Consider the following 26,761-nt stretch of genomic DNA (forward strand, 5'->3'; position numbering starts at 1 on the left):
ACGGATCGTTCGGTCGCTGTCAGTGATTTCAATCACCGGCTTTGGACTCTCGTCTGATCCTTCCAAATCCAGGAAGACCGTCCTGTCAATTTCTACGAATTCAAGAGCCGCTGAAGCAGGCGATACGACGGCAGCTTTTCTGCGCCAGTACTGGAAGGTGGATAAAGCCAGGCCGTTTTGGACGCAGAAGCCAGCCTGAGTCAGACCTGACACCTGATATTGATCAACCAGGTTCATCCACTGTTCCTGATTCAGTTCACGGGATTTGGAAAACAGATAATTATGCATAAAATCCTCCAGTTCTAGTCGAATACAGAATATCGACTGGAACCGGAGGATCTAAGCCCGTGCAAATTTCAAAAGGTTACGTTCAAAAATTGACTTGAGCGGAAAAACACATCATAAAACAGGATTGAATCAGATAAAAAGCATAGAAAAAGGGGCTGTAAATCTCGCTGATGAAAAATCAGTCGAAATTTAACAGCCCCTTTTTTGCATTCCTCTCCTTTCTGTCCTCATTTTGACAGAATAAAGTGACAAATCATGCTATTTGGAATGAAGAGTTTTAACACGATATTAGTTTTCTTCTTCCTGATTTTCTTTCAGGACGATGGACTCTTCAGTTTCATCATCAGTAAATTCTGGTTCGTCCTCTTCGTCTTCAATACTGATGGAATCGGTATCGACTTTTGTATTGGCTAAAGACTGACGTTTGCGAAGATCCCAGCTGTTTCCCTTCAAATTGGCAAAACGGCCATCGAGGGAAAGATCACTGAAAAACTGAGCAATGTTAGATTCCTGCTGATCAGGAGTAAATCCCATCTCTTTAGCGACAACGTTCCACAGTTCAAGAAACGGCATTGGATGTTTTTCATCAGAAAGAACATGATACGCTGTTTCGATCATCGACTTTTTCATATCTAATAATCTCCTTTGACACAAACATTCTACAAGCTTGAATTAAAATTCAAAGCCAAATGTTCAGATACAATTTATTACATGCATTCTACAGCTTCTACAGCAAGAAGATTGAGCGCATTGGCCAGTACGATACGGCTTGCGTTCACTAAAGCTAAACGTTTTGCGGAGAGTTCAGGGTTTTCTGAATCATTGACTCTGCAGAATGTATAGAAGCTATGGAATTTCGTTGCCAGATTCTGAATGTAATGAGCGATTCGATGAACCTGACGGGTTTGGGCCGTTTCAGCTACGACATTTTCATAATCCTGAAGAACTTTAAGAAGTTCGATCTCTTTTTCATGATCAAGACCTTCATAATTATCAACGGCTGGATATTCTGGTGAATTCTTCAGAATGGAACACATTCTGGCGTGAGCGTATTGAGCATAGTAAACCGGATTGTCGTTAGACTGACTTTTTGCCAGTTTCAGGTCAAAATCCAGATGAGAATCCAGGGCACGGTTCACGAAAAAATAACGAACGGCATCGACTCCGACCATGTCAACTAATTCATTAATGGTCATCGCATTGCCAAGACGTTTACTCATCTTCACTTCTTCACCGTCTTCAACCAGACGAACCATCTGAATGATGTCTACATTCAGAATATCCGGATTATGTCCTAAAGCGGCCATACTGGCTTTCAGACGTGGAATGTATCCATGATGATCGGCACCAAAGAAATCAATCAGCTGATCAAATCCACGGTCATACTTATTATTGTGATAAGCGATATCTGGGACCAGGTAAGTATAGCTTCCATCCTGTTTTCTTAAAACACGGTCCTTATCATCATTGTATTCTGTTGTCTTAAACCAGAGGGCTCCATCCTTTTCATAGGTTTTGTTCTGGTCTTCAAGAATTTTAAGAACACGTTCCACTTCACCGGCATCGCGAAGGGCCTGTTCAGAACTCCATACATCGAATTCAACACGGAAATCCTTCAGATCCTTCTGAATTTTTGCCAGCTCAAAGGCGATTCCTTCCTTACGGAAGAAATCAAGATTTTTCTCTGTAAAATCGGCATACTGCTCACCATATTTTTCGGCAAGCTCTTTTCCCTTATCTTCTATATCTTTTCCAAGATATCCATCCTGACCAATTTCAGCTTCTCTACCCAGGGCCTGCAGGTAACGGGCGTGTAAAGATAAAGCCAGATTGCGAATCTGATTTCCAGCATCATTGACATAGTATTCACGGGTGACATCATAACCGGCTTTTTTCATAATGCGGCTGATGGCATCTCCCCAGGCTGCCCCACGGGCATGACCTAAATGAAGAGATCCAGTCGGGTTGGCTGAAACATATTCCAGATTGACTCTGATTCCATTGGGTTTGCCATTTCCGTAGTCCTCTTGTTTTGTCAGAATATCTTCTACGACTTTAGCGTAGCGGTCACTCTTTAATACAAAATTGATGAATCCGGGACCAGCAATACTTTTGGAATCAATCATAGGATTTTCGATGTTTTCAAGCAGAGCATTTGCGATCTCTCTTGGGTTTTTATGCAGAGTTCTTGTCAGCTGCATGGCGAGGTTCGTAGAGAAGTCTCCCTGATCCTTTCGCTTTGGTATTTCAATCAGAATTTCAGATGGATTCAAGTCGAGATCAAATGATTTTTTTGCCGCAGCCGCAAGCGATTCCTGCAGTTCCTTATCTATAGCAGCCAAAATAAGCCTCCTTCTATTGATGTTATTTCGTTTTAAAATTCTTTGAATCTGTGATTTGCATCAAAGAATCTTTAATTCAAAACCGATGATTTCATCGGATTCAGGAATTGAATATTCAAGAATTGCTCTTGTCTGATGGTTTTGATGGATGCATTCATAACGGATCAGATCCGCTTCCATTTCCATATCGCCAAATTCCGTTCGTATCAGCATTCGTAACGGATGACCCTTTCGGATGATCATACGGATCGAATTTTCATATAAGGAATCGATCAGAGCAGAATCTTCAAAAATCTTCCATATTTCCCGTCCAGCGGCTTCTGGATTTTCCATAATAATTTCCAGACCAGCCTTGCCGACGGCATGAACTTCAGCTTCTTTATCAAATGTTTTTTTATTTGAAGCCAGTTCGATCAGCTGTACGTGTCTTTTCATAGCGAAAAAACTATAACACAAACAACCTGACATTCAACAATACCGCCAACAATCCGCCAAATCTCAAACTTACTGAGAATTATGGTTAAGATTTTAGCGAAATATCCTTTAGTCATCGACTTTTTTGTGGTGACGGTTTCCAACTGGACAAAGAGAAAAGCGGACTGCTTTTTTTGTTTATCCTTAAGCCCATCCGCCTTTTATAACTTCTATTAGTAAATCTTCATGATACTTTTGATTTCTGAACTGAATGAATTCTGTATTGATTCTTTTTTTTGACTGTAGTCTGCCTGTTTGTATTTGTTCATTTAATCATAACTGTTCTTATTATCAGTCTGATCCTTTATTAATGTATCCAGAATCAATTCAGGAAAATAGATTCGATGGCTGTCAGGTTTTTGGACGCTTAAAAGAGCCTTGGCGATGGCTGAACACTCTGAAAGATATTTCCTTGAACCATCCATATCAAGAACCAGGATTGGTTCACTCTTTTCATGATAAGGAAGATATTCACCAGTGGAGAGTTCAATTTCCTGAAGATATATCGATTCAGGAAGGTTATGCTTTTTCAACTCGGCCCGGATTATTTTTAAGTCCTGATCACCTGGCTGATCCATCCATTTAAACAGTTTTCGATTAATGATCCGTTCAGCCAGATCTTTCAGAATTTCATCATGGAAATCCAACGCTTTTCGAATGACCATATTTAACAGAGTCTCATCTAAAAGATGGATCTGTCCTTTGTGAAGCATTCGTAAAGGATTTTTAAGATCACTGGCCATATCAATCATTTGCTTATCCGGATCCAGATCTTTATTCATCATCTGATTCTCATTTTCAATCTGTTCTAATCGTTTAAAGAAACGTTCGATCAGCAGTTCATAACCATAACTGTCGGGATGCTGATAGACCTGAAAATACATCTGATATCTTGCCATTATATAATCTTCGACCGAGTGGATGCCGCTTTTCTTGATGAATAATGAGTCTTGATCCGCTCTGAGTGTTCGCAAAATTCGTTCCAGATCGAAATTTCCATACGTCGTTCCTGTTTCAAAGGCATCCCGTAAAAGAAAATCCATACGATCCGCATCGATCTGGGAACTGATCATACTTGACATCAGATGGGGCTCAGACTCTTTTTTCAAAATGGATGTGACTCGTTTGGATAAACCATTTTGAGCTTTCTCTAAAATCTGATTGATTTCTGTCTGATCCGATTCAATTATCATCGTTCCCAGATCTTCATGACTGATTTTTGAAATCGATTCAAAGAAGTGAGAATACGGTCCATGACCAATATCATGAAGCAATGCGGCAATCAAGACCGTGATCTGCTCCTGTTGATTAAGAATACTTCTGATCGAATCGACTTCAGTAATCATTCTTCGGCAAAGTTCATAGACACCTAATGAATGAGAAAACCGGGTATGTTCGGCGTTGTGATAGACCAGAGAAACGCCGCCTAGTTGATGGATTCTGCGAAGTCGCTGAAACTCTCTTGAATTAATCAGATCCCAGACGATCTGATATTCCACCCGAATGTAACCATGAATCGGATCTCTGAAGACTTTGGTTTCAGATGTTTTCTGTTCGAGAAGACTGCCTGGTGCTTTCAAATTATCCAATGGATTTGTCGGATTCATCATCTAAACGATCCTCAGAAATGACACTGAAAAGCAATGCAGCATTCTGTTTGGACACCTGCTTTTGAATGTCTTCGACTTTAATCGTCAACATTCGATAACCAAACTTCAGGCGGATCTCATCACCCACTTCAACTTCAGAACTTGGCTTGGCCAGACGACCGTTAATCCATACTCGATCCTGTAAGGCGAGCTCTTTGGCAGCTTCTCTTCTTTTCAGAATCCGGGCCACTTTTAAATATTTATCAAGACGCATAAAAGGATTCACCTGCTTTCAATTTCCATAAGAGAAAAAGAAGATCGATAAGAATTTTATATGCATATTATCGATCTTCTATTCCATTTTCATTTTGCAAAAGGTTTGGATTTTCAGTTTAAACGATTCTTACTCATCCTGGTTTGTGTCCATCGATCCATAGGTTTGATAATGACTTAGCGAGTTTTCATATACGTTGGATCTAAAACAATCTGAGAGATTTTTTGTATCAGCTGCAGATAGTTTTTCTTTTTATCAAAGAAGATCTGAATCTGCTTATTCTTATAGGTCATCTTTACCATACGGCTGACTCTTCCCATATCCTGAAACAGACGAAGACCATCAACATTGCGGCTCCACTGTTCTTCCATGGAAATGACGATCTGTTTTCCATTTTCTTTAATCGATGCCACCCCTGGCTCATTGGCAAACAGGTCCAGACGCTTCTGATCAAAAAGTTTTATCACTTCTTTAGGGATCTTACCAAACAGATCCTGAATTCTCTTTTCATATTCATCAAGCTCCTTATAGCTTGATATGGCTCTCATCTCCTGATACAGGGAAAGTTTATCTCCATCCGAAGAAGTAAACGGAGCTGGAATGTATCCATCATCCACAGAAACTCCCGATATCTTGGTTTCTTTCTTTTCTTCTGGAATCTTTCCCTGTTTTCTGGCGATGGCTTCCGATAACATTTCAAGATACATATCGAGCCCGACCTGATCAATAAATCCGGCCTGTTTAGGACCAAGCATATCTCCGGCTCCCCGGATCGTCAGATCTCGCATCGCGATTTTATATCCAGAGCCTAACTGGGTAAATTCCTTGATGGACTTTAAACGTTTGGACGCTGCTTCTGAAAGAGTCTTGTCCGGTGTAACCATTAAATAACAATAGGCAAGCTTATCTCTTCGGCCAACACGTCCTCGAATCTGATAAAGCTGTGCCAGCCCAAAACGATCCGCGTTTTCGATAATTATCGTATTGGCATTGGCAATATCCAATCCAGTTTCAATAATTGTCGTACAGACGAGAATCTTGAATTTTCCCTGAGAAAAGTCATACATGATCTCTTCGATTTCTTCACGGCTCATTCGCCCATGCGCCACACCCACTCCGGCATCCGGAAATTTTGATTCAAGATCTTTAGCGACTCTGAAAATATCCTGAACCCGGTTATGCATATAGAAGACCTGACCATCACGCGCCAGTTCGCGCTGGATGATCTCTTCGATTGTCTTCCCTCTTTTTTCCATGACATAGGTCTGAATTGGGTGACGCTGTGCTGGTGGAGTATTCAGCTGTGAAATTGTTCTGACTCCAATTAAGGACATCTGCATAGTTCTTGGAATTGGTGTAGCTGACAGGGAAAGAACATCGATATTATTTTTCATCTCTTTGATCTTTTCTTTATGCTCCACTCCAAAACGCTGCTCTTCGTCAATGATCAGAAGACCTAAATCCTTATACTTAATTTTCTGATTGAACAGGCGATGGGTTCCTACGACAATATCAATGGTTCCATCTTCAAGCCCCTTTTCAATCTCCTTCATTTCCTTTCCACTGACAAAGCGATTGACCATAGCCACCTTGGCTCCAATGGCATCAAATCGTTTTTTCAGCGTTTCATAATGCTGCATGGAAAGAATAGTGGTTGGACATAGAAAAGCGACCTGTTTTCCATTGCAAATGGCCTTAAAGGCACAGCGCATAGCCACTTCAGTTTTACCAAAACCAACATCTCCGCACAGCAGATGATCCATCGGTTTTGGTTTTTCCATTTCTGTCTTGATTTCAGCGGTGGCTCTTAACTGGTCCGGCGTTGATTCATATTCAAAAGCTTCATCAAATTCGCGCTCAAGGGCTCCATCTGGCGGATAGGCATAGCCAATATTCTGATTTCGAACGGCATATAGATCAACCAGCCGCCCTGCAATTTCTTCAACCTTTTCACTGACTCTTTTTTTTGTCTTTTCCCATTGTCCGGATCCTAATTTGGATAATTTGGTTCCAACACCTTCCTTGGAGATGAATTTACGGATCATCTGATATTTGTTAAGAGGAACATACAGATCATCGCCATCCCGATAAACAATATGAAGATAGTCTGCACTTTTTCCATTCTGTTCCCGGGTGACTATTCCTAAATACTGTCCAATTCCATACTGGCCATGAACGACATAATCCCCTTTTTCGAGTTCGAGAATATCATTGAGGACCTGACTTTCCTTGAAGGTTTTCTGGTAGGGGGTTCTGCGGTTTGTATGATGAAAGATTTCTTTACGGGTATAAACCTTAAAACCGGGCATCTTGAAGCCTTCATAAAAATCCGCATCGATAAATTTGAAGCCCGTGGTATCCATACGATCTTTCATCAGATCAAGATCTTCTTTTTCCAGTGCAAAATAAACATCATCCTGTTTTCCTTCTTCGGCTACCCATGCCATCCAGTTGGATGAATGAGGATCAGGAGGGAAAATCTCAGAATGAACGGGATGTTCGAAAGAAATAAAATCATGGAAATAGATCGGCTTATTCTCTTTTTCCATATCAAAAAGATCATGAAACAGGGTATAACGGCCAAGTGAACGATGATCCTGAACCTGTTCCTGAATAAACGCTGTATTATCTATTACCAGCTGTTTAACATATGACTCCACCTCTTCTACGGTAGAAAAAATGACTTCACCATCAATGTAATCAGTCAGTTTGCCAGGCTTCAGATAACCAAAGTATTTATAGAGAGCCGGTTCTGGAGCATAGTTTTTCAGATTTTCAAGATCCTGAAAAATCGCATCCTTAAGAATTTCCTGATCTTCTTCATTCTTGATGGAAGAAAGTTCCTTATCGAGCCGTTTATGAATTTTTTCATCGAGTTCTTCAATCTGTTCATCCGAAAACAGAATATCTGTAGCCGGTGAAATGTGCACAGAATCTGTCGAAGAAATCGTTCTTTGAGTTTCCGGATTAAAAAAACGTATCGAATCAATTTCAGTATCAAAAAATTCAACGCGAATCGGGTTGTTATATTCCACCGAATAAATATCGATAATTCCACCACGGCTGGCAAAGGAAGATGGGTGTTCGACATAATTGACTTTTGTATACCCAATACGGTTGAGCTTTGCGCGAAGATCATTCATTGTGATTTCCATACCCACATGCAGATCGATCGCAGAGTTTTTAAAGAACTGAACATCCGGCAAAAAGCGCAAATAGGCCGCCGCATTAACAATCAGAATCTGGGGTTCATTCTTTGATAAATGAATCAGAGAGCCTAACTGACTGACAGAATCTTCTATAGAAGAAGCAATCGCCTGAACCCGTAATGATTCTTCCATCACAAATAAATTGACCGACTCATCCAGCATAGCTAATCGTGAAAAAAGCTGCTGGGCTTCGTAGCGGTTTTTCTTAACGATAATTCGAGTTTTCTGGTCTTTCTTAAAGGCCGCCGCTAAAGTCAGCGCTTCTTCCATCAACGAAAGGTTTCCTACATGATCGGATCCATTTACGATTTCCGTTGTCAGTGGATTATTCATCAGAGCGCTTTGGATCTGTTTTTCCATAGATTTTTATCCCTTCTATTATGTAATGATGAATCCTTTTGTTTTCCTTATTTATGATTAAAGCGATTCATCGTGTCCGCAAAAGAATGGCTGATCGAATAAATAGCCGCTTCGGCTGCTTCATCTACGGATTTTTTTAAATCTTCCTGTTCTTCTGCTTTAAACCTGGATAAAACATAGTTCACAATTGGAATTTGCGGATCCCTGCCAATACCTACCCGAATCCGATCGAATTCATTTGTCATGGCACAGGTAATCACCGATTTGATTCCATTATGTCCGCCAGCACTTCCCTTTTGTCTTAGTCGGATTTTTCCTACTGGCATATCCATATCGTCATAAATGACCAGAATATCCTTGTTGGAAACCTTAAAGAAATCCATACAGGCACGCAGCGAAAAACCGGAATTGTTCATGAAAGTCGTCGGCTTTAATAAAATAACTTCTTCACCATTCACTCTGGTCTTTACATATTTTCCTTCGAATTTTTCTTTTTCAATTTTTTCATTGAGTATTTCTGCGATGCGATCCATCACCATAAATCCTGCATTATGTCTTGTATTATCGTAACGGAGTCCTGGATTTCCCAGACCTACTATAATTTTCATATTTTTATCTCCCTGCTCGATTTCGTCAGCGATTCATTAAATCAAACTTTTTTAAATAAGCTTCCTAATAACGGATTATCCAAAAAGATCTCAGCGACTTGAATATCATCCAACCAGTCTGAATGATACAAATTTCTGACTTTTCATATGAATACTCACTTTTTGTTTGATTGTATTCAATCGTGCAATCTTCATTGAAGAAAGTCATATGCCTGGCTCACAATCATGACTCCCGGATCTTTCATGATCCAGGCAGCCATGGGACATAAATTCAAATCCTGATACAGCACAACTAGTGATGAAACGACAAAAAACGGGAATTTCTTCCCGTTACTTGTATTCAAGTTTTAATCAGACACTTTGCCTGGCGTATATAAAATCTGCAGTTGGCGTCCGGCTCCCTCACCTTTTGATTTGGTTGAGATGTAATCCATATCACTTAGCGCATTATGAACGGCCTTGCGCTCATCGGCTGGCATGGGAGGAAGCACTGCATCCACATGGGTACGGCGTACATCACGGGCAACCCGCATAGCCATGCGGCAGACCTTTTCATAGCGATCTTCCTTATAGCCGTTGACATCGATCAGAAGTCTTACTCGTTTTTTGAAGGCAGCAGAAGCAGCTGCCTGAACAAGACGGTTGAAACTCTGTAAGGTTCTTCCACCTTTACCGATCAATAAAGCATTGGCATTGGTATTGACCATCACCCGATAGAAATTATCATCTTCACGGCTGACTTCGGTTTCACCATCCAGATCTGCATTATCAAAGTACTGCTGAACATAATCCGCAATAAAATCGGAAATATCCTTCCAGCAATAGGCTTCAATCTCTACTGATTTTTTCAGGCCAAATAGTCCAGCCTTTTCTTCAGTAATGGTATAAACGAGTTCTTCTACAGGGACCTCTTTTGAATCAGAAGCCAGGTTCAGGGCTTCTTCGAGAGTTTTGCCGGTAAATTTTGCAAATTCCATATCCGCAACCTACTTCTTTCTGTTTTTCAGAATTCCTGCATCGTGTGCTGCATTTGCAGCCTGGGCAGCTGCTTTTTTATTCGAAACGTAATGAGAAAGAACACTCATTCCGGAACGAATAGCCGAAGAAACAAGCCAGTAAAAGGACATGGCGATTGGCCATGAAATATACATGAAGGCAACCATTGCGGTTGTCATGTACATCGTCATATTCATGGTATTGGCCATCATACCGCCCTGAGACTGTTCTTCTTTTTTCTTGAATTTGGATTTCTTCTGGTTTGCTTCCTGTTTTTTCTTGTCCATCTTGCCCATCCATTTTGGAAGCTGCATGGAAACAATGGACATAACAATCATTAATGCATAAATGATGATTGGACCCCAGTCGAGGTTGGCGAAAGCTCCAAGTGGGGTTTCTGATAATGGCATACCCATGAAGCTTCCATAAACCGTTGTCGCTGCGCGCATGGTGGCATAGAACATTCCCATCATGACCGGCAGCTGAATGAACATCACCAGAATGCTTCCAAACGGATGAATGTCATTGTCAGTGTAAAGCTTCTGAGTTTCCTGAGCCATTAACATGCGGCTGCGTTCATCATTTTTTCCAGCGTATTTATTCTGGATCCTCTGCATTTCAGGCTGAAGTTCCTGCATTCTCTGCTGAGAAAGCTGAGATTTATAAGTTAATACATAAATCAGCAGCTGAATCAGAAGCGTTGTCAGAATAATTCCCCATCCAGCGTCTGTAAAGGAAGCCAGAACGTTGATCAGCTGGGCAATTGGCCAGACAATCAGTCCGTCAAACCAGCCATTGCCCCAGGCACTTGACCAGCTTGTAGGTTCAATCGTTACGACATCGCTCGTATCGGAAATCAATTCTTCCTTTAAAGCGGGATCCGCAACTTCTTCAATATTGACCTGTGATTTGTCAATCTCAATTTTCTCCGACGCAATGATCTGGTCCACTTTTGTCTTTCCGTCCGTACCACGTGGATTCGAACAGGCAGAGCATGTCAGCAGAACAAACAGACTAAGCAGGAGCACCTTGTAATGTCTGCGAATTTTACTCATTTATTTTCCTCTTTTCGCACTGGATTTCAGTGCTTTTCTTCTTGCATCTGAAAGTTCATTTTTTAGCTGAGCGTAATCATTTTTCAGATAGCCCGGCCGGACAATCAGGACAAAATCCCAGGGTTCATCAAAATCAAAAACTTCATCGATCAGGCTGCGGACCTGTCTTTTGACCTTGTTGCGAACGACGGCATTTCCAAGCTTCTTTCCTGCAGAAATACCGATTCTTGCATGATTTTCCTTTGCCTCTTTTCGATAGAGAATAAAGGAAGGGGTTTTGGTGAATTTTCTGCAGGATAGAATATCACCAAATTCCTGGTTCTTTGTTATCCGTCTGACTTTTTTCATTCCGAGCAAATAGAGAAAAAAATCACCTTTTCAGGTGATTCTTATGCGGATAATACCTTTCTGCCTTTAGCTCTTCTTCTGGCCAGAACTTTACGTCCACCAACAGTAGCCATACGGGCACGGAAACCGTGAGTTCTCTTATGTTTAATCTTGCTAGGCTGATATGTTCTTTTCATCTTTTTACACCCCTCAGTCTTTCATTTATATATAAATAATCAGATTGCATGGGTAATTATAGCAAGTCTCAAAATTCACTGTCAATAAAGCGTATTTGACTGATGAAAATAAACTCTGATCCGTCCATAAATCCGATTTTCAGGCAAGAAAAAGTTCATAATTTTCTTAAAAGTACAGCTACACCTGAAATTTGGTTATTTTTGATCTTCCGTATTATATAGAGAAGATGATACCAGGAAGACTTTCTTTATAAATTCATACTCTCTGATTGTGTTTGAGAAGTTTCGTTTACTTCATGGTCTTAGCTTTAATCAAAATTTTCCAGATCATCCATCATCTGATTGAATGACAGACAGGCGATAAATTTAAAGAATTTATATTTCAGCATCTCACTTCGATTCGAGATTGAAACCTTCATTTCAAATCGTTTATCAATTGATGAAAGAGTGAATCAAATGTTCCTTGGAAATACAAAATTTTACTCCATACAATAATACCGCAAGCATATTTGATCTAAACGCAGAACTTTTGAATCATGCCATTTCGTTTGGAAAGCTTTGTGAATCGGATCTGAATGAATCATGTATTAAAGAAAGGAGAATCTATTTTGTTTAAGGAAATTTCATTAACAACTGGCAGCCTTAAGAAGGTGCTGCTGATTTTTGCTCTGCCTTTATTTTTATCTCAGCTTTTTCAGACTTTCTATAATACAGCCGATACAGTCATCGTTGGTTATTGTCTGGGTGATTTGTCATTGGCTGCAATTGGAGCAGTTACTGCTTTATTTGAATTGGTTGTCGGTTTCTGTACGGGTTTTGGCCAGGGATTAGCTGTGATTGCTGCACAGAAATTCGGTGCCAAAGATATGGATGGTTATCGAAAGGTCGTTGGACAATCTATTCTGCTCTCTTTAGCTGCGGCAATTATTCTTTCTGTACTCATGATGATCTTCCTCAAAGACATTCTGATATTTATGAAGACCTCAGAAGACATCCTGGATCTGTCTTATTCCTACATTTCAGTGATTTGCATGGGACTTTGGATTACTGTCTCCTATAACCTTTGTGCGGGAATGCTTCGAGCAGCCGGCGATTCAACTGCCCCTCTGGTTATTTTATTAATTTCGAGTATTTTGAATATTTTCCTCGACCTGCTTTTTATTATTTCTTTTCACATGGGTGTTACAGGAACGGCATGGGCTACACTTTTAGCTCAGCTGATTTCATTGATAATTTGTGTGATCTGGATGCTGGTTAGAAAAAAGGAACTGATGCCTTCTCTTTCCGATTTCAAACTGGATCTATCGCTGGATCAGGAACTGACTATGATGGGACTATCCATGGCTTTTATGTCGAGTATTGTTTCAGCCGGTTCTTTAATTTTGCAGATCGTAATCAATGTACAGGGAACCATGATCGTTTCTGGTCATACAGCTGCCAGAAAGATTTCAAGCATACTGATGCTGCCTCCAGCTTCCCTTATGATGGCCTTATCTTCTTTTGTCGCTCAGAACATTGGAGCAAAGGAATATGAACGGGCAGAAAAAGGCATCGCCTTCTCGAATCGGCTGGCCATATATTATTCATTAGCCATGACAGCTATTGTTTATCTGCTTTCCAATTGGATCGTTGCGACGATTTCCGGAAGTTCAAATTCTGAAGTTCTTGATACCGGTTCTTTGTATCTGCGAACGAATATTCCCTTCTATCCATTCTTAGGCGTTCTCTTAAATCTGAGAATGTCTTTACAAAGCATGTCAATTAAGGCTGTTCCCATTTTTTCTTCGGTGATTGAGCTGGCTGGAAAAGTTCTGTTTACTTTGTTCATCGTTCCTGTCACCGGCTATCTCGGAGTCTGCTTTACTGAACCGGTGATATGGATTGTGATGTGCCTATTTCTTGCCTTCTTCTATTTAAGAAATCCAGTCTTTAAGGAACATGGTATTCGCTGTCGGATATTCAGTTGAATTAATACTTCATATTTATTATGAAACGAAAGGATTCTGTTTTCGAGGATCAAAACTTGAATGGTTTTGATCCTTTATCTTTTACTCAAATTCAATCGGATTGTTTCAAGCACAGCAATCGAAGTTCAGAATTTCATGAATCATTTTCCTTACTTTTCTCTTTCATAAATTCCTGTCTTAAAAGGTGAATAATTCTTGACAATTTTTATGGTTTTCCCCAATAACATGTTTTATCCCCGACTGTCAATGGGGAAAACCTCTTGCATTTATTCCATTCAGATGACTGGAATCTATAATTTATTTTCAAAATTCTATTTTGTATACAATTCGTAAACAAAACGAAATGAAGTTTCCCCATTCATCCAGGTTTTTCCCCCGACTTTTCCCCATTTTTTCCCCACCTCTTTCCCCATCTCATGAAAAAATCCATTTTACTTCAAATTCTCATGGTCGGGGAAAATCGAAGTCTGTCACGACTTTTTCCCGTTTAAAAATCGGTTTTCACCTTGTTCCATTCTTCCCATCTGTACGGATGGGGAAAAATGGGTAAAACCAAAAAGTCATACGGAGAGAATAAGATCCATAATATTTTAAATGGGGATAATTAAAGTTTTCCCCATTTTTTATTTTTGTTTTTCCCAGTTTTCCCCATTGGGTAAAACTGGATGGGGAATTTTACCCCGAAGCAGAAAATGGGGATAACTCTGGTTTCACAACCCGTCTATTTTCTGTATGATAGACAGGCAGAAGGGAGAATGTATGAATTCATCCTACGAAAAGTTATGGACCCAGGTACTCGATGCCATCATGGCCGCCGGAGTCTTCGAACAGGACACTTTTTCCTGGCTAAAAAAAACTACTCTTTTCAAAATTGATGAGAGCGAAGCCTATGTAGCTTATCGTTCTATCGTTTCTTATAACCTTTTAAATAATAATCAGGAACTGTTTGCCGACACGCTTTCAGAACTCTGGGGAAAAGAGCTCTCCTTAGTCATCGTCAGTTATAAGGATATGGAACAGCTTTTACCTGAAGTCGTTGTCGAACAAAGAACGAACAATCTGCTCGAATTTAAATTTAATGAAGGTTATACGTTTGAATCTTTTGTCGAAGGTTCTTCCAATCAGGAAGCCTATGCTGCCTGTCTTGCGGTCTGTACTGGCAAACCAGGTGGAATGTTTAATCCTTTAATGCTTTTTGGTAACTCCGGTTTAGGGAAAACCCATCTTCTGCATGCCGTCGGCAACTATTTGCATAAAGAAAAGCCAGAAAGCCGGGTCCTGTATATGTATTCCGGCGATTTTGTCTCTCTATTAATCGAAGCCATGAAAACGAAAAACGTACATGGCAATACGGTAGAACGAGTCAAAGAACAGCTGCTCGATTGTGACTATTTTCTGATTGATGATATTCAGAATCTTCAGCACGCCTCGTCTCAGGAAATCTTCTTTACTGTTTATAACAAGCTGCTCCAACAGAATTCGCAGATCATTCTAACCAGCGATATTCATCCACAGGAACTTTCTGGTCTGCAGGCACGGCTTGTCAGCCGTTTCAAATCCGGACTTGCGATCAATATTTCCAAGCCTGGCTTTGAAACATCGAAAGCCATTTTGAAAAAGAAGATCGAAGGAAGACAGGAAGCCTGTCAGATTGAAGAAGATGTCGTTGATTTTCTCGCTTTACGTTTTTCCAATGATGTCCGAAATCTGGAAGGAAGCCTGAATCGTCTGATTTTTAATGCCACCTTGTTTAATCCGCCAGTCATTAATATGGAATTTGCATCTCAAGTCCTCGAGACAGAAACCATTATCGAAAGTGATACTGCCGATCTGAACGTTAAAGAAATAAAAAAGGCGGTCACACGATATTACGGACTCGCCTATAAGGATCTTGAAGGAAAAAGCCGGCAGAAAAAAATCATGACTGCCCGTCATTTATGTGTCTGGCTGTGCAGAGAACTGCTGCATAAACCTTATACGGTCATTGGTGTAGAACTTGGGGGACGCGACCACAAGACGATTGCTTCTTCCTATGAAAGAGCCTGCCTGCTTATGAAAAAAGAGCCTTCATTTCTTGAAGCCGCCGAAGATCTGCAAAGCCGCTTAGGGGATAAACGAAAATAGTTTCCCCTCTGATCCCCACCACTTTTTTAAAAGAATTCTTTACTTATCGGAAAATTGGAAGTTTTCCCCAGTTTTCCCCCGGTTGTTATTGTGACTTTAAATCTTTTCTAACTATCATTCTGGAGGTATTCCTATGGAATTTTTCATCAATCGATCTTACTTTCTCAATAAAATTACAAATGTTTCTCATGCAATCAGTCCGAATTCACCAAATCCTTCTTATTCTGGAATCTTGATTTTTCTGCACCCCGACATGATTCATCTGACGGCGCAGGATTCAACAATGGCAATCGTGACTGAAATTCACCCTGGTGAACTCAATCAGCTTCGAATTGAATCCACCGGACATATGATTGTTGACGCGAAATATCTGATTGAAATCATTCGACATATGGGTGGAAAAAACATTCATGTGATGACAGTTGGCGATAACATGATTCAGGTTTCGGATGAGAACTCAAAATTTAATCTGTTTACGCTTGAATTAGAACGTTTTGCGCTGCCGGATATTAAAAGGCCGGAAAATGAAATCAAAATTTCCCTGAAAAATATTCGAACAACCGTTGATCAGATTGCTTATGCGACCAGTGAAAAAGATGCCCGAACAATGTTAATGGGTGTCAATTTCCGCTCAGATGGAAAACGCATCATTACCGCAGCAACTGATTCTTACCGAATGGCTTTAAATTATATTGATGGTGAATTCAGTCAGAATTTTAATGTCACTGTTCCAGTTCGTGCTTTACAGGAAGCAGCCCGTATTTTTAAAAATGATGACGATATCATTCAGATTTTTGTCAATAAAAGAAAAATACAGTTTGTATCGGATCGTACTTTAATTCAAAGCACTCTATATGATGGGACTTTCCCGGATATTGCGGCAGTCATTCCGAAAAATTTCAAATCCATGATGGAACTTGACGCGTCTATGATTATTCCTGTCATTGAACGAGGAATTCTCTTTAAAGATGATGGAGTGGCAGAACTTAGAATGAATCTTTCAGAAAAAGGAATTCAGATTTATTCTGGAGCTTCAACCATCGGAAATGCAGATCAGCAGGTCTATGAAGTGTTCTATCAGGGAGAAGAACTGCGAATGGCAGTCAATGGTGAATATTTGCTTCAGGCAATAAAAGCATTAAAAACGCTTGGAAAAGTTCGAATTGATTTCACTGGAGTAATTACTCCATTTAAGGTTTCGGATCCTGAAAATAAAGATATGACGATGCTTGTCGTTCCAATGCGTTCATCTTATTAGGATCATTTTTCAATTATTCTAAAAAACCGCAAAATAATCCTTTTGTTTATTTCCAGAAAAGGATATTTCGCGGTTTTTTCTTATAAACCTTTATTCAAATAATTACTTGTTTTCAAAGCCGAGTTTTTACTCACGTTTCAATGTCATCCTGTTTCTCAGGCCCTTTTTCGAGTCATAAATCAAGATTTCGATTATCTAAAGGATGAGTACACTTGCATAAAAGACAGCCGTATAGTAATCTTTATGGATTTTTGTTATAATTGATCAAGAATCGGGGTACATATGAAATTTAAAGTTAAAGATGAATATATTACTCTGCAGCAGATTCTGAAAGCCTGCAATATTCTTGACAGCGGTGGGCAGGTAAAAGCCTATCTTGCCGAGAATCCTGTTTTGGTTAATGGAGAATCAGAAAATCGCAGAGGGAAAAAGCTCCGTCCTGGAGATGTGGTGGAAGCTGAAGGCGTCCGGATTGAAATTGAATGAATATTCAAAAATTGAAGTTCTCTCATTTTCGAAACTATGATTCAGCTTCTTTTTCTTTTGAACCAGCAATGATTCATGTTTTGTTTGGCAGAAACGCGCAGGGAAAGACAAATATTCTTGAAGGAATCTATTATCTTTCCCATCTGCGTTCCTTTCGAACTCTAAAAACTGGTTCACTCATTGAGCACGATGAACAGGCATTCTCGATTGAATGTCTTGTTGAAAGAAAGACCCGTCTCGAAGATCTGAGAATTTATGTGGAAGACCATAAAAAGCGTCTATTCCGTTATGGCAGCCCGGTCCCCGCTGCATCTTCGTTTGTGGGAATCGTGAATGCCATTCTTTTTTGCCCTGATGATCTGAATCTGTTTTCTTCATCGCCTTCAAAAAGGCGTCAGTTCATGGATATGGAGCTCGTCAAATTATCGAGAACCTACACTTCCACTCTTTCTCATTATCAGAAACTTCTGAAGGATCGAAATGCAGCATTAAAGGCGTTTCATCCAGACTCTCTTCTGATTGAAACTCTAGGTGTACAAATGGCGAAGGAAGCCAGAATTTTAATTGAACAGCGGGCCTCTTTTCTCTCCCTGCTTGAAGAAAAGGCCAATGAAGTTCTGCCTGTTTTTTCTGAATCCGCTGAAACTCTTCAGATTCGATACAAAACAAGTGTAGAGACAGACAGCGAGAACTTAGAAGAAGCTCTATTAGAGGCATATGAGAAAAGTATTAAAAAAGATAAGCAGACGAAAAATACATCCGTTGGCATCCATCGAGATGACATTGAGTTTATTTTAAATGGAAAGCTGCTGACACAGACTGCAAGTCAGGGACAAAAGCGAACTGTGCTTCTTGCCCTGAAAATCGGACTGGCCAAGATTATTGAAGAAAAATCCGGGCAGTACCCAATCATGTTGCTCGATGATGTATTTTCAGAACTTGATAACCTGCGCAAGGCAGCGCTGATTGCAAGCCTTCCAAAAAATATGCAGGTTTTCATTACAACTTCCGAAGAACTCTCACCGGCTTTATTTAACAGGCCTGTGAAATTTTATACCGTTGAAAACGCAAAAATGAAGGAGGGAATCTATCATGTCGAATCCTGATAAAACGCTTGAAAATCAGGTCATCGAGTTTGATGAACTTGAAAACAGCGCAACTCATGTCAATCATTCCTATACTGCGGATGATATTCAGGTTCTTGAAGGACTGCAGGCTGTTCGGATGCGTCCGGGAATGTATATCGGAAGCACTTCCGCACGAGGGCTTCACCATCTTGTATGGGAAATTGTCGACAACGGAATTGACGAAGCACTGGCTGGATTTGCCAGTGAAATTGACGTTGTGATTGAAAAAGGCGATATCATTTCCGTTACAGATAATGGACGTGGCATGCCTGTAGGTATTCACGAAAAAACCGGAATTTCCGCAGTTGAAACCATTATGACTGTACTTCATGCAGGAGGAAAGTTTGGTGGTGGTGCCTATAAAGTTTCAGGTGGACTCCATGGAGTAGGTGCCTCTGTTGTAAACGCACTTTCTACCTGGCTTGAAGTAACGGTTTACCAGGATGGCTGGGAATACCGAACCCGTTTTGAAAATGGGGGTAAAACGGTTGAGCCGCTCCATAAAATTGGTGAAACCGATAAGAGCGGTACCAGAGTCCGCTTTAAAGCCGATCCAACGATTTTTAAAGAAACAACAACTTATGATTTTGATGTTCTCAATTCCCGTATTCGTCAGCTGGCCTTCCTGAATAAAGGCATCCGCATGACCCTTAGTGATGATCGCGGCGAAGAGCCCAGATCAGAAAACTATAAGTTTGATGGGGGAATCATTGAATATGTTGAATTTTTAAACAAAGGAAAAACACTGGTTTCCAATAAAGTCATTTATGCCGAAGGGCTTCAGGATAATATCCTTGTTGAAGTGGCTCTTCAGTATAACAACGATTATCAGACTCAGATCTATTCTTTTGCCAATAACATTCATACTCATGAAGGTGGATTCCATGTCGATGGATTCAGAATGGCTCTCGCCCGTGAAATCAATAAATACGGTCGGGAAAACAACATGTTAAAAAAAGATGAATCGCTGTCCCAGGATGATGTCAAAGAAGGGCTGGTTGCGATCATTTCTGTAAAGCATCCAGATCCGCAGTTTGAAGGTCAGACCAAGACAAAGCTTGGAAATTCGGAAGTCCGCAAGATCGTTTCCAATGTTCTCGGAACCAGTCTGCAGAGATTCCTGCTTGAAAATCCTCAGGATGCCAAAGCCATTGTGGAAAAATCCATCCTGGCCAGCAAAGCCAGACTGGCAGCCAAAAAGGCCCGAGAATCCACCAGACGAAAGAATGCCCTTGATGGAATTTCTTCCCTTCCAGGAAAACTGATGGATTGTTCAAGTCGGGATGCTTCCGAATGTGAAATCTACATTGTCGAAGGAAACTCCGCCGGCGGCTCGGCAAAACAGGGTCGTGATGCCAGAACGCAGGCCGTTCTGCCGCTGCGCGGTAAAGTCCTCAATGTTGAAAAAGCAAGACAGTCAAGAATTTTTGCGAATGCCGAAATCAATTCAATGATCACCGCATTTGGATGCGGATTCTTAAATGAAGTGGATACTTCCAAACTTCGCTATCACAAAATTGTCATTATGACCGATGCCGATGTCGATGGAAGTCATATTGCCACTCTGATGCTGACATTCCTGTACCGCTATATGAAACCTGTAGTGGAAGAAGGATATGTCTATATTGCGCAGCCGCCTTTATACAAAATTCAAAAAGGAAAGAAAATCGCTTACGCCTATAAGGAGCAGGAGATGGATCAGCTGCGCAAAGAATTTAAAGAAGGATATAAAATTCAGCGATATAAAGGATTAGGTGAAATGGATGCTGAACAGTTATGGGAAACAACCATGGATCCAAAACGCAGAATTTTAAAACGGGTAACGGTTGAAGACGCGGTTGAAGCCGATTCAGTCTTCTCAATGCTCATGGGTGAAGATGTCGATCCAAGACGTGAATTCATCCAGCAGAATGCCGTTTATGCAAATCTTGATCTCTAGAAAGGAAGGTTTTCTGAATGCCAAATGAAGATCATAATCAGAATGATCTGAATAATGAACTCGATGAATTTCAGGATGAAATCAATGAGAATTCAGAGCAATATGATGCGATTGAAGACATAGAAATCTCCAAGGAAATGAGGGATTCCTTCCTGGATTATTCCATGTCCGTTATCGTCCAGCGTGCTTTACCGGATGTCAGGGATGGAATGAAGCCGGTTCACCGCCGTATTCTTTATGCGATGAGCCGTCTGAACATGACTCCTGGAAGTGCCCATAAAAAAAGTGCCCGTATCGTTGGTGATGTTATCGGTAAATACCATCCACACGGGGATACAGCGGTTTATGAAGCTATGGTTCGTATGGCCCAGGATTTCTCCTATCGCTATCCACTTGTCGATGGACATGGAAACTTCGGTTCCCTCGATGGAGACGGCGCGGCAGCCATGCGGTATACCGAAGCGAGAATGTCCAAGATTTCAATGGAAATGGTTGCTGATCTGAATAAGGAAACAGTAGACTTCATTGAAAACTATGACGGCGATGATGTCGAACCAGTCGTATTACCCAGCCGCATTCCGAACCTGTTAGTCAATGGTGCGATGGGAATTGCGGTAGGAATGGCTACAAACATTCCTACTCATAACCTGTCTGAAACAGTCAAGGCCATTAAGGCAGTTATGGATGATCCAGATGTATCTGTTCCTGAATTAATGGAATATCTGCCGGGACCTGATTTTCCGACCGGAGGAATAATCATCGGACGCAAAGGAATTCGCGATGCCTATGAAACTGGTAAGGGCAGCATTATGCTTCGTGCCAAGTACCGTGTCGAAGATATGGGGAATGGTAAGAAGCGTATTATTTACTACGAAATTCCATATGGTGTAAATAAGATGAAGATGTACGAGAAGATGGCTGAAGTCGTCAGAGATAAACTCGTACAGGGTGTCGTTTACTTAAATGATGAATCCAATCGTGAAGGGGTTCGGATTGTTATGGAACTGAAAAAGGATGTTCAGGAAGAAGTCATCATCAATCAGATGTTCAGACTGACTCCTTTGCAGACAACCTTTGGAATCAACATGCTTGCCCTTGAGAATGGCCGTCCAAAACAGCTTTCTCTTAAGAATATTATTGTTGATTATATCCTGCATCAGGAAGATGTCATTATCCGCAGAACGAAGTATGAACTTCGCAAAGCTCAGGAACGACTGCATATTGTAAAAGGTTTGTTGATTGCATTGGACAACCTCGATGAACTAATTACGATGATCCGTCAGTCCCATGATGAAGAACCAATTCTGATTGGGCATATGAATGAGAGATTTGGTCTGGATGAGATTCAATCCAAAGCCATTCTGGCCATGCAGATCAGAAGACTGTCCGGATTAGAACGTGAAAAGATCGAAAATGAATTCGAGTCTTTAAATGCAGCTATTGCCGATTATCAGGATATCCTCGCAAACAAGGAACGTGTCCTGGGGATTATTCGTGAGAATCTGGATGATATTGCAGAAAAATATGGCGATGCTCGTAAAACAGATATTATCGAAGGCAGCTATGACGTATTGGATGAAGATCTGATTCCAGAAGAAAACATTATTCTGACTCTCACAGATTCTGGATACATCAAAGCTCAGCAGCTTGATACTTACCATACGCAAAATCGCGGAGGAAAAGGAATCCGATCGATTTCATTGAATGAAGAAGATTCAATTGATCGAATGATTACTTTATCCAACCATGACTTTGTATTGTTATTTACAAACCTGGGCCGGGTTTATCGACTGAAGGGATATCAGTTCCCACTAGGTTCAAGAACATCAAAAGGAATGCCAATTGTTAACCTTCTTCCACTCCAGGAAAATGAAAAGGTAACAGAGCTGCATGCCTATAATGATTCGAGTAAAGCGGAATCTTTGTTATTTATTACCAGTCAGGGTATTGTAAAGCGAACCCCAATTCAGGAATTCTATAACATAAATAGAAATGGTAAGATTGCGATTACACTCAATGAAGGAGATCAGCTTGCCTTTGTGAAGTCGACACTCGGTGATGAAGAAATAGTCATTGCTGGTGATAATGGAAAAGCCATTCGATTTAAGGAAACTGAAGTTCGTCAGATGAGCCGAACCGCATCAGGTGTACGAGGATTTGATACAGCTGGAGGACACGTCGTTGGAGCAGCTACATCTTCTGAAGGAAATATGATCTTTGCCTTGTCTGAAAATGGATATGGTAAACAGTCTTTACTCGATTCATATCGACTGACTTCAAGAGGTAAGAAAGGTGTTCGTACTCTGAATGTTACAGGAAAGACTGGGGCCCTGGTAGCTCTGAAAGCTGTGACTGGGGATGAAGATGCGTTAATCGCAACTCAAAATGGACAAATCATCCGTGTTCATTTACATAACATCAGCGTCCTTGGAAGAAATACTCAGGGAGTCAGAGTCGTAAAACCGAATGAAAATGACAAGGTTTACCGAGTGACTTTAGTTGATCACGAAGAACAGGATTCAGCTGGAGATCTTCCAGAAAATCTGAAAGAAGAACTTCCCGTTCTCGAAGGAGAACTGGTTCCGGAAATAGAAGAAACAACAGAAATTCCAGAAGTTGAAAAAGAAAAAGACCCAGCTTAGAAAATGTTCTTACTAACTTTTCACGCTTAATAAAATCATTAATTTTAAGGAGCAAGATCTGATTAATCATATCTTGTTCCTTTTTTTATTCAGATTAGAGCATGAAAACTGGATATGTTGTTTTCAGAATTTCAGATAGGATTATAAACTGAACATCTTTTCTAAGCTATTAAATCAGAGGTCAGAAGTATGAGTCATCAGGCTGATATGTGTTCAAATCTTGGATGGTGTGATAAATAATTTGAATCGATCGATGAATAAGAAGTAAGATAGGTAACCAAATTAGATACGTTTTATTTTTGTTTTTTTAATTAGCATAAACTTTTTTAATAATAAACAGACTAATTTTTTATAATTATAAAATTTATTTATTGTTCTTGATTATGCTCTGTAATTCGATTCATTCATGAAATCATAATTGATATGAGCCTGGACAGGAAGGAAAAAAGAGAACTAAGAATGCTATTACATCTTTTGAAATGAATTCTTCTGAAATCAAGAGGAAATCACATCCTGTAAATTCCGCTATAGTAGATATGTTAAGAAATCGAAACACTAGAAAAAATACGAATCAGTAACATGAAAAAAATATTTCAGAGCAATACCGAAATTAACAATCCAGAATTATTTAATTTGACATATATAAAGCCAATATTTTACTGATTTATAGATCCTCAGAATCTGATTGAATTTCAGGTTGATCATATTCAGATTTATAAAGAAATAAGATATTTCTGAGCAATCATATGAGTGCGATTTATAAAATCAGAAATATATTAATTATAACTAACATAAATAATGATAATAAGGTTGTTTGCTAGTGAATTTTGATATGAAATGAGTTTTGTTTCATAGATTTGACACTGCTTGTATGAAAATGTAAATTAAAAGAAATCGACGACAGGGATATCCTTCCTATTCTGAAAACCAGAGAGGATGCGGTTGGTGAAAGCATCTGGATGAATAGAAAGATTCCACCCTGGAGAGAAACACGAACCGCTGCAGTCGTTGGAATTTATTTCATATTCCTAACAGAGTGAATACGATATTCTGAAAAAAACAGGGTGGAAAAGTGTTTACGGAGATCCCCGTTATCGGACTTGAGTGGCTGACTGAATTGTAGTTAGCAATTAGGGTGGTACCGCGGATCTTTCGTCCCTTAGGATGAAGGGTCTTTTTTGTTTGATTTTTTCATAGATCAAGGAGGATTATGTTAGACATTAAATTCGTCCGGGAAAATCCGGATCTGGTCAAAGAGAATATTCACAAGAAATTCCAGGACCAAAAGCTCTCACTTGTAGACGATGTAATTACTGAAGATGCGGCTTTAAGAAGAGCACAGCAGCAGGCAGATGAACTTCGTTCTCAAAGAAAAAAGATTTCTAAGGAAATTGGAAAACTGATGGGCCAGGGTAAAAAGGAAGAAGCTGAAGAAATTAAAAAACAGGTAGCAGCAATTGCTGGTCAGCTAGAAGAGCTTGCTTCTAAAGAAGATCAGCTTCGCACCTCAGTAACAGAAAAAATGATGATGATTCCAAACATGATCGATGACTCTGTTCCTATTGGAAAAGACGATTCTGAAAATGTGGAACTCGAACGTTTTGGAGAACCTGTCGTACCAGATTTTGAAATTCCATATCATACAGAAATTATGGAAAGCCTTGCTGGTATTGATCTGGATGCAGCTCGACGTGTAGCTGGAAATGGATTCTATTATCTGGTTGGAGACATTGCTCGGCTTCATTCAGCTATTCTTTCCTATGCCAGAGACTTCATGATCGATCGTGGATTCACTTATGTTATTCCACCATATATGATTCGTTCCAATGTAGTAGATGGAGTTATGTCTTTTGCAGAAATGGAAGGCATGATGTATAAAATCGAAGGTGAAGATCTTTATCTGATTGGAACATCTGAACATTCTATGATTGGCAGATTTATTGATCAGATTATAAATGAGAAAGAACTCCCATATACACTCACTTCATACTCTCCTTGCTTCCGTAAGGAAAAAGGAGCACATGGAATTGAAGAACGCGGAGTTTATCGAATTCATCAGTTTGAAAAACAGGAAATGATTGTAGTCTGCAGACCTGAAGAATCTGCTGACTGGTTCAAGAAGTTATATACCAACACGGTTGATTTCTTCAGAACTCTGGATATCCCTGTTCGTACTCTTGAATGTTGTTCAGGTGATCTTGCAGATTTGAAAAATAAATCGGTCGATGTGGAAGCCTGGTCTCCACGTCAGAAGAAGTATTTTGAAGTTGGATCGTGCTCGAACCTGACTGATGCTCAGGCGCGCCGACTGAAAATTAGAGTAAAGGATGACAAAGGAAATAAATACTTTGCCCATACTTTGAATAACACCTGTGTTGCTCCTCCAAGAATGCTGATTGCATTCCTGGAAAACAATCTTCAGGAAGATGGCAGTGTATTAATTCCGGAAGTACTTCAGCCATATATGGGCGGTAAGAAAGTTCTTACTCCAAAGAAATAAGAATTAACGAAAAGAAGCAACTAAAAATCGGTCTTCGTGTCTTGAATACAAACGGAAGATTTGTATCTGGATATGAAGACCTTTTTTTTCATCAATTATATGTGAATCAGTACATCTGTATGATTATCTTTTTTCCTTATCCACTTTCAATTTCTCATCATGGGATCAGTTGACAAGAAATCACTAAACTGATAAGCTTACAAAGCTACTACAATATTATCTCATGAACCGTGTCAGGTCGGGAACGAAGCAGCACTAAGTGGGCGCTGGTATGTGTAGTAGTTTTTTTTATGTCTGTTACTCATCCGAATTGAGAACTTTGGATGAGTTTTTTTTATCTCTTCTTCAGTGAATACAGACTTTAAACTGAATCTCGTATTTACTGTAAATATCAGTACGCGATTGTTGTCATTATTACCAATTCAATTTTAAATATCCAATATTCATGACTTCAAGAATCTGCGATCCTTAATATTAACTTACCTGGTTTAAATACTTTCAATCCACCTACTTTTTCTTCTGATATCGCGTATGATTTTTGTGCTGTATTTATTGACTGTTATCTATAAGCTAATGATCATTGAACTATTTCTCAAATCAGGTTTTAAATACGAAAGATATTCAGACTTTTAGAGATGATCGATCTGAATTCATATATAACTTTCACAATGTCATTAAGTTAAGGAGTGTCTTCCATGCGGAATTCGCTCCTCTTTTTTTTGATTTTTAACACAAGCAGTGGAGTTGCTCCAAAAGTTTATAAATTATCCGAATATGGCACTTGACAGACCAAAACTCGGAACCAATCCATAATCCGAAGGATTTCGGAGGTGGTTATTTTGACCCATTCGAAATCCCCTAAACAGTATCGCTGTATTTGTTAGTTTAAAAGTGGCTACTTTTTGACGAATATCGGTTGAAAAGTTGCCACTATTTTTGTATCTTCTGCTCCTTAATCTGAGGAGAACAGGAGGTACCGGAAAGGTGATCAATCATTCA

At 39.9% G+C, this 26,761-nt stretch carries 20 protein-coding genes, 1 other RNA gene and 1 other annotated feature; of the genes, 9 read left to right on the plus strand and 12 right to left on the minus strand.

Annotated features, from left to right (window positions below; all coding sequences use genetic code 11):
- The 12 genes from tnpA to rpmH all read right to left on the minus strand — a co-directional run.
- The coding region (gene tnpA / locus BO222_RS07495) for an IS66 family insertion sequence element accessory protein TnpA (protein ID WP_198931970.1) at positions 1-288 on the minus strand (288 nt) is incomplete at its 3' end.
- 288 nt (positions 289-576) lie between these two features.
- The gene (gene rpoE, locus BO222_RS07500) at positions 577-918 is read right to left on the minus strand and encodes a DNA-directed RNA polymerase subunit delta (RefSeq protein WP_075819806.1); all 342 of its coding nucleotides are present in this window, start codon (positions 916-918) and stop codon (positions 577-579) included.
- Between the two features lie 77 nt (positions 919-995).
- The gene (argS, locus tag BO222_RS07505; protein WP_075819808.1) at positions 996-2,630 is read right to left on the minus strand and encodes an arginine--tRNA ligase; all 1,635 of its coding nucleotides are present in this window, start codon (positions 2,628-2,630) and stop codon (positions 996-998) included.
- Positions 2,631-2,690: 60 nt separating this feature from the next.
- The gene (locus BO222_RS07510) at positions 2,691-3,065 is read right to left on the minus strand and encodes a hypothetical protein (RefSeq protein WP_075819810.1); all 375 of its coding nucleotides are present in this window, start codon (positions 3,063-3,065) and stop codon (positions 2,691-2,693) included.
- Positions 3,066-3,373: 308 nt separating this feature from the next.
- Positions 3,374-4,714 (minus strand): HD domain-containing protein, encoded by a 1,341-nt coding sequence (locus BO222_RS07515; RefSeq protein ID WP_233131225.1) that lies wholly within the window; start codon positions 4,712-4,714, stop codon positions 3,374-3,376.
- Positions 4,686-4,967: an RNA-binding S4 domain-containing protein gene (locus BO222_RS07520; RefSeq protein WP_075819812.1), complete on the minus strand. Its 282-nt coding sequence runs from the start codon at positions 4,965-4,967 to the stop codon at positions 4,686-4,688. The genes BO222_RS07515 and BO222_RS07520 overlap by 29 nt, the downstream gene beginning before the upstream one ends.
- Positions 4,968-5,143: 176 nt before the next feature.
- Positions 5,144-8,536, minus strand: coding sequence for a transcription-repair coupling factor (gene mfd / locus BO222_RS07525; protein ID WP_083647731.1), 3,393 nt, complete (start codon positions 8,534-8,536; stop codon positions 5,144-5,146).
- A 47-nt stretch (positions 8,537-8,583) separates the two neighbouring features.
- Positions 8,584-9,144, minus strand: a complete 561-nt coding sequence (pth, locus tag BO222_RS07530; RefSeq protein WP_075819814.1) for an aminoacyl-tRNA hydrolase — start codon at positions 9,142-9,144, stop codon at positions 8,584-8,586.
- 347 nt (positions 9,145-9,491) lie between these two features.
- Complete coding sequence (locus tag BO222_RS07535; RefSeq protein ID WP_075819816.1) at positions 9,492-10,121, minus strand: Jag family protein; 630 nt, start codon at positions 10,119-10,121, stop codon at positions 9,492-9,494.
- A 9-nt stretch (positions 10,122-10,130) separates the two neighbouring features.
- Positions 10,131-11,195 carry a YidC/Oxa1 family membrane protein insertase gene (locus BO222_RS07540; RefSeq protein WP_075819818.1) on the minus strand — a complete coding sequence of 355 codons (1,065 nt, stop codon included), beginning with the start codon at positions 11,193-11,195 and terminating at the stop codon, positions 10,131-10,133.
- Positions 11,196-11,543: a ribonuclease P protein component gene (gene rnpA / locus BO222_RS07545; RefSeq protein ID WP_075819820.1), complete on the minus strand. Its 348-nt coding sequence runs from the start codon at positions 11,541-11,543 to the stop codon at positions 11,196-11,198.
- 41 nt (positions 11,544-11,584) lie between these two features.
- Entirely contained in the window at positions 11,585-11,719 is a 135-nt protein-coding gene (gene rpmH, locus BO222_RS07550) for a 50S ribosomal protein L34 (protein ID WP_075819822.1), read from the minus strand.
- A gap of 608 nt (positions 11,720-12,327) precedes the next feature.
- Here rpmH and BO222_RS07555 point away from each other — a divergent pair.
- The 9 genes from BO222_RS07555 to ffs all read left to right on the plus strand — a co-directional run bounded on the left by BO222_RS07555 (position 12,328) and on the right by ffs (position 26,057).
- Positions 12,328-13,686 carry an MATE family efflux transporter gene (locus BO222_RS07555; RefSeq protein ID WP_158024576.1) on the plus strand — a complete coding sequence of 453 codons (1,359 nt, stop codon included), beginning with the start codon at positions 12,328-12,330 and terminating at the stop codon, positions 13,684-13,686.
- Between the two features lie 759 nt (positions 13,687-14,445).
- Positions 14,446-15,810 carry a chromosomal replication initiator protein DnaA gene (dnaA, locus tag BO222_RS07560; RefSeq protein ID WP_075819826.1) on the plus strand — a complete coding sequence of 455 codons (1,365 nt, stop codon included), beginning with the start codon at positions 14,446-14,448 and terminating at the stop codon, positions 15,808-15,810.
- A gap of 133 nt (positions 15,811-15,943) precedes the next feature.
- Positions 15,944-17,068 carry a DNA polymerase III subunit beta gene (gene dnaN / locus BO222_RS07565; protein WP_075819828.1) on the plus strand — a complete coding sequence of 375 codons (1,125 nt, stop codon included), beginning with the start codon at positions 15,944-15,946 and terminating at the stop codon, positions 17,066-17,068.
- Positions 17,069-17,350: 282 nt separating this feature from the next.
- Positions 17,351-17,554, plus strand: coding sequence for a S4 domain-containing protein YaaA (gene yaaA / locus BO222_RS07570; RefSeq protein ID WP_075819830.1), 204 nt, complete (start codon positions 17,351-17,353; stop codon positions 17,552-17,554).
- Positions 17,551-18,660: a DNA replication/repair protein RecF gene (gene recF, locus BO222_RS07575; RefSeq protein WP_075819832.1), complete on the plus strand. Its 1,110-nt coding sequence runs from the start codon at positions 17,551-17,553 to the stop codon at positions 18,658-18,660. The genes yaaA and recF overlap by 4 nt, the downstream gene beginning before the upstream one ends.
- Positions 18,647-20,620 (plus strand): DNA topoisomerase (ATP-hydrolyzing) subunit B, encoded by a 1,974-nt coding sequence (gene gyrB, locus BO222_RS07580; protein WP_075819834.1) that lies wholly within the window; start codon positions 18,647-18,649, stop codon positions 20,618-20,620. Before recF ends, gyrB begins: the two co-directional genes overlap by 14 nt.
- A gap of 17 nt (positions 20,621-20,637) precedes the next feature.
- On the plus strand, positions 20,638-23,262 hold the full coding sequence (gyrA, locus tag BO222_RS07585) for a DNA gyrase subunit A (RefSeq protein WP_075819836.1): 2,625 nt from the start codon (positions 20,638-20,640) through the stop codon (positions 23,260-23,262).
- A gap of 888 nt (positions 23,263-24,150) precedes the next feature.
- Positions 24,151-24,425: a binding site (T-box leader), on the plus strand.
- 47 nt (positions 24,426-24,472) lie between these two features.
- Positions 24,473-25,762: a serine--tRNA ligase gene (serS, locus tag BO222_RS07590; RefSeq protein ID WP_075819838.1), complete on the plus strand. Its 1,290-nt coding sequence runs from the start codon at positions 24,473-24,475 to the stop codon at positions 25,760-25,762.
- 197 nt (positions 25,763-25,959) lie between these two features.
- Positions 25,960-26,057: signal recognition particle sRNA small type (ffs, locus tag BO222_RS07595), an RNA gene on the plus strand.
- The last annotated feature ends 704 nt before the right edge of the window (positions 26,058-26,761 follow it).

Source organism: Ileibacterium valens, from assembly GCF_001945525.1.
In the GTDB taxonomy this organism is placed as follows: domain Bacteria; phylum Bacillota_I; class Bacilli_A; order Erysipelotrichales; family Erysipelotrichaceae; genus Ileibacterium; species Ileibacterium valens.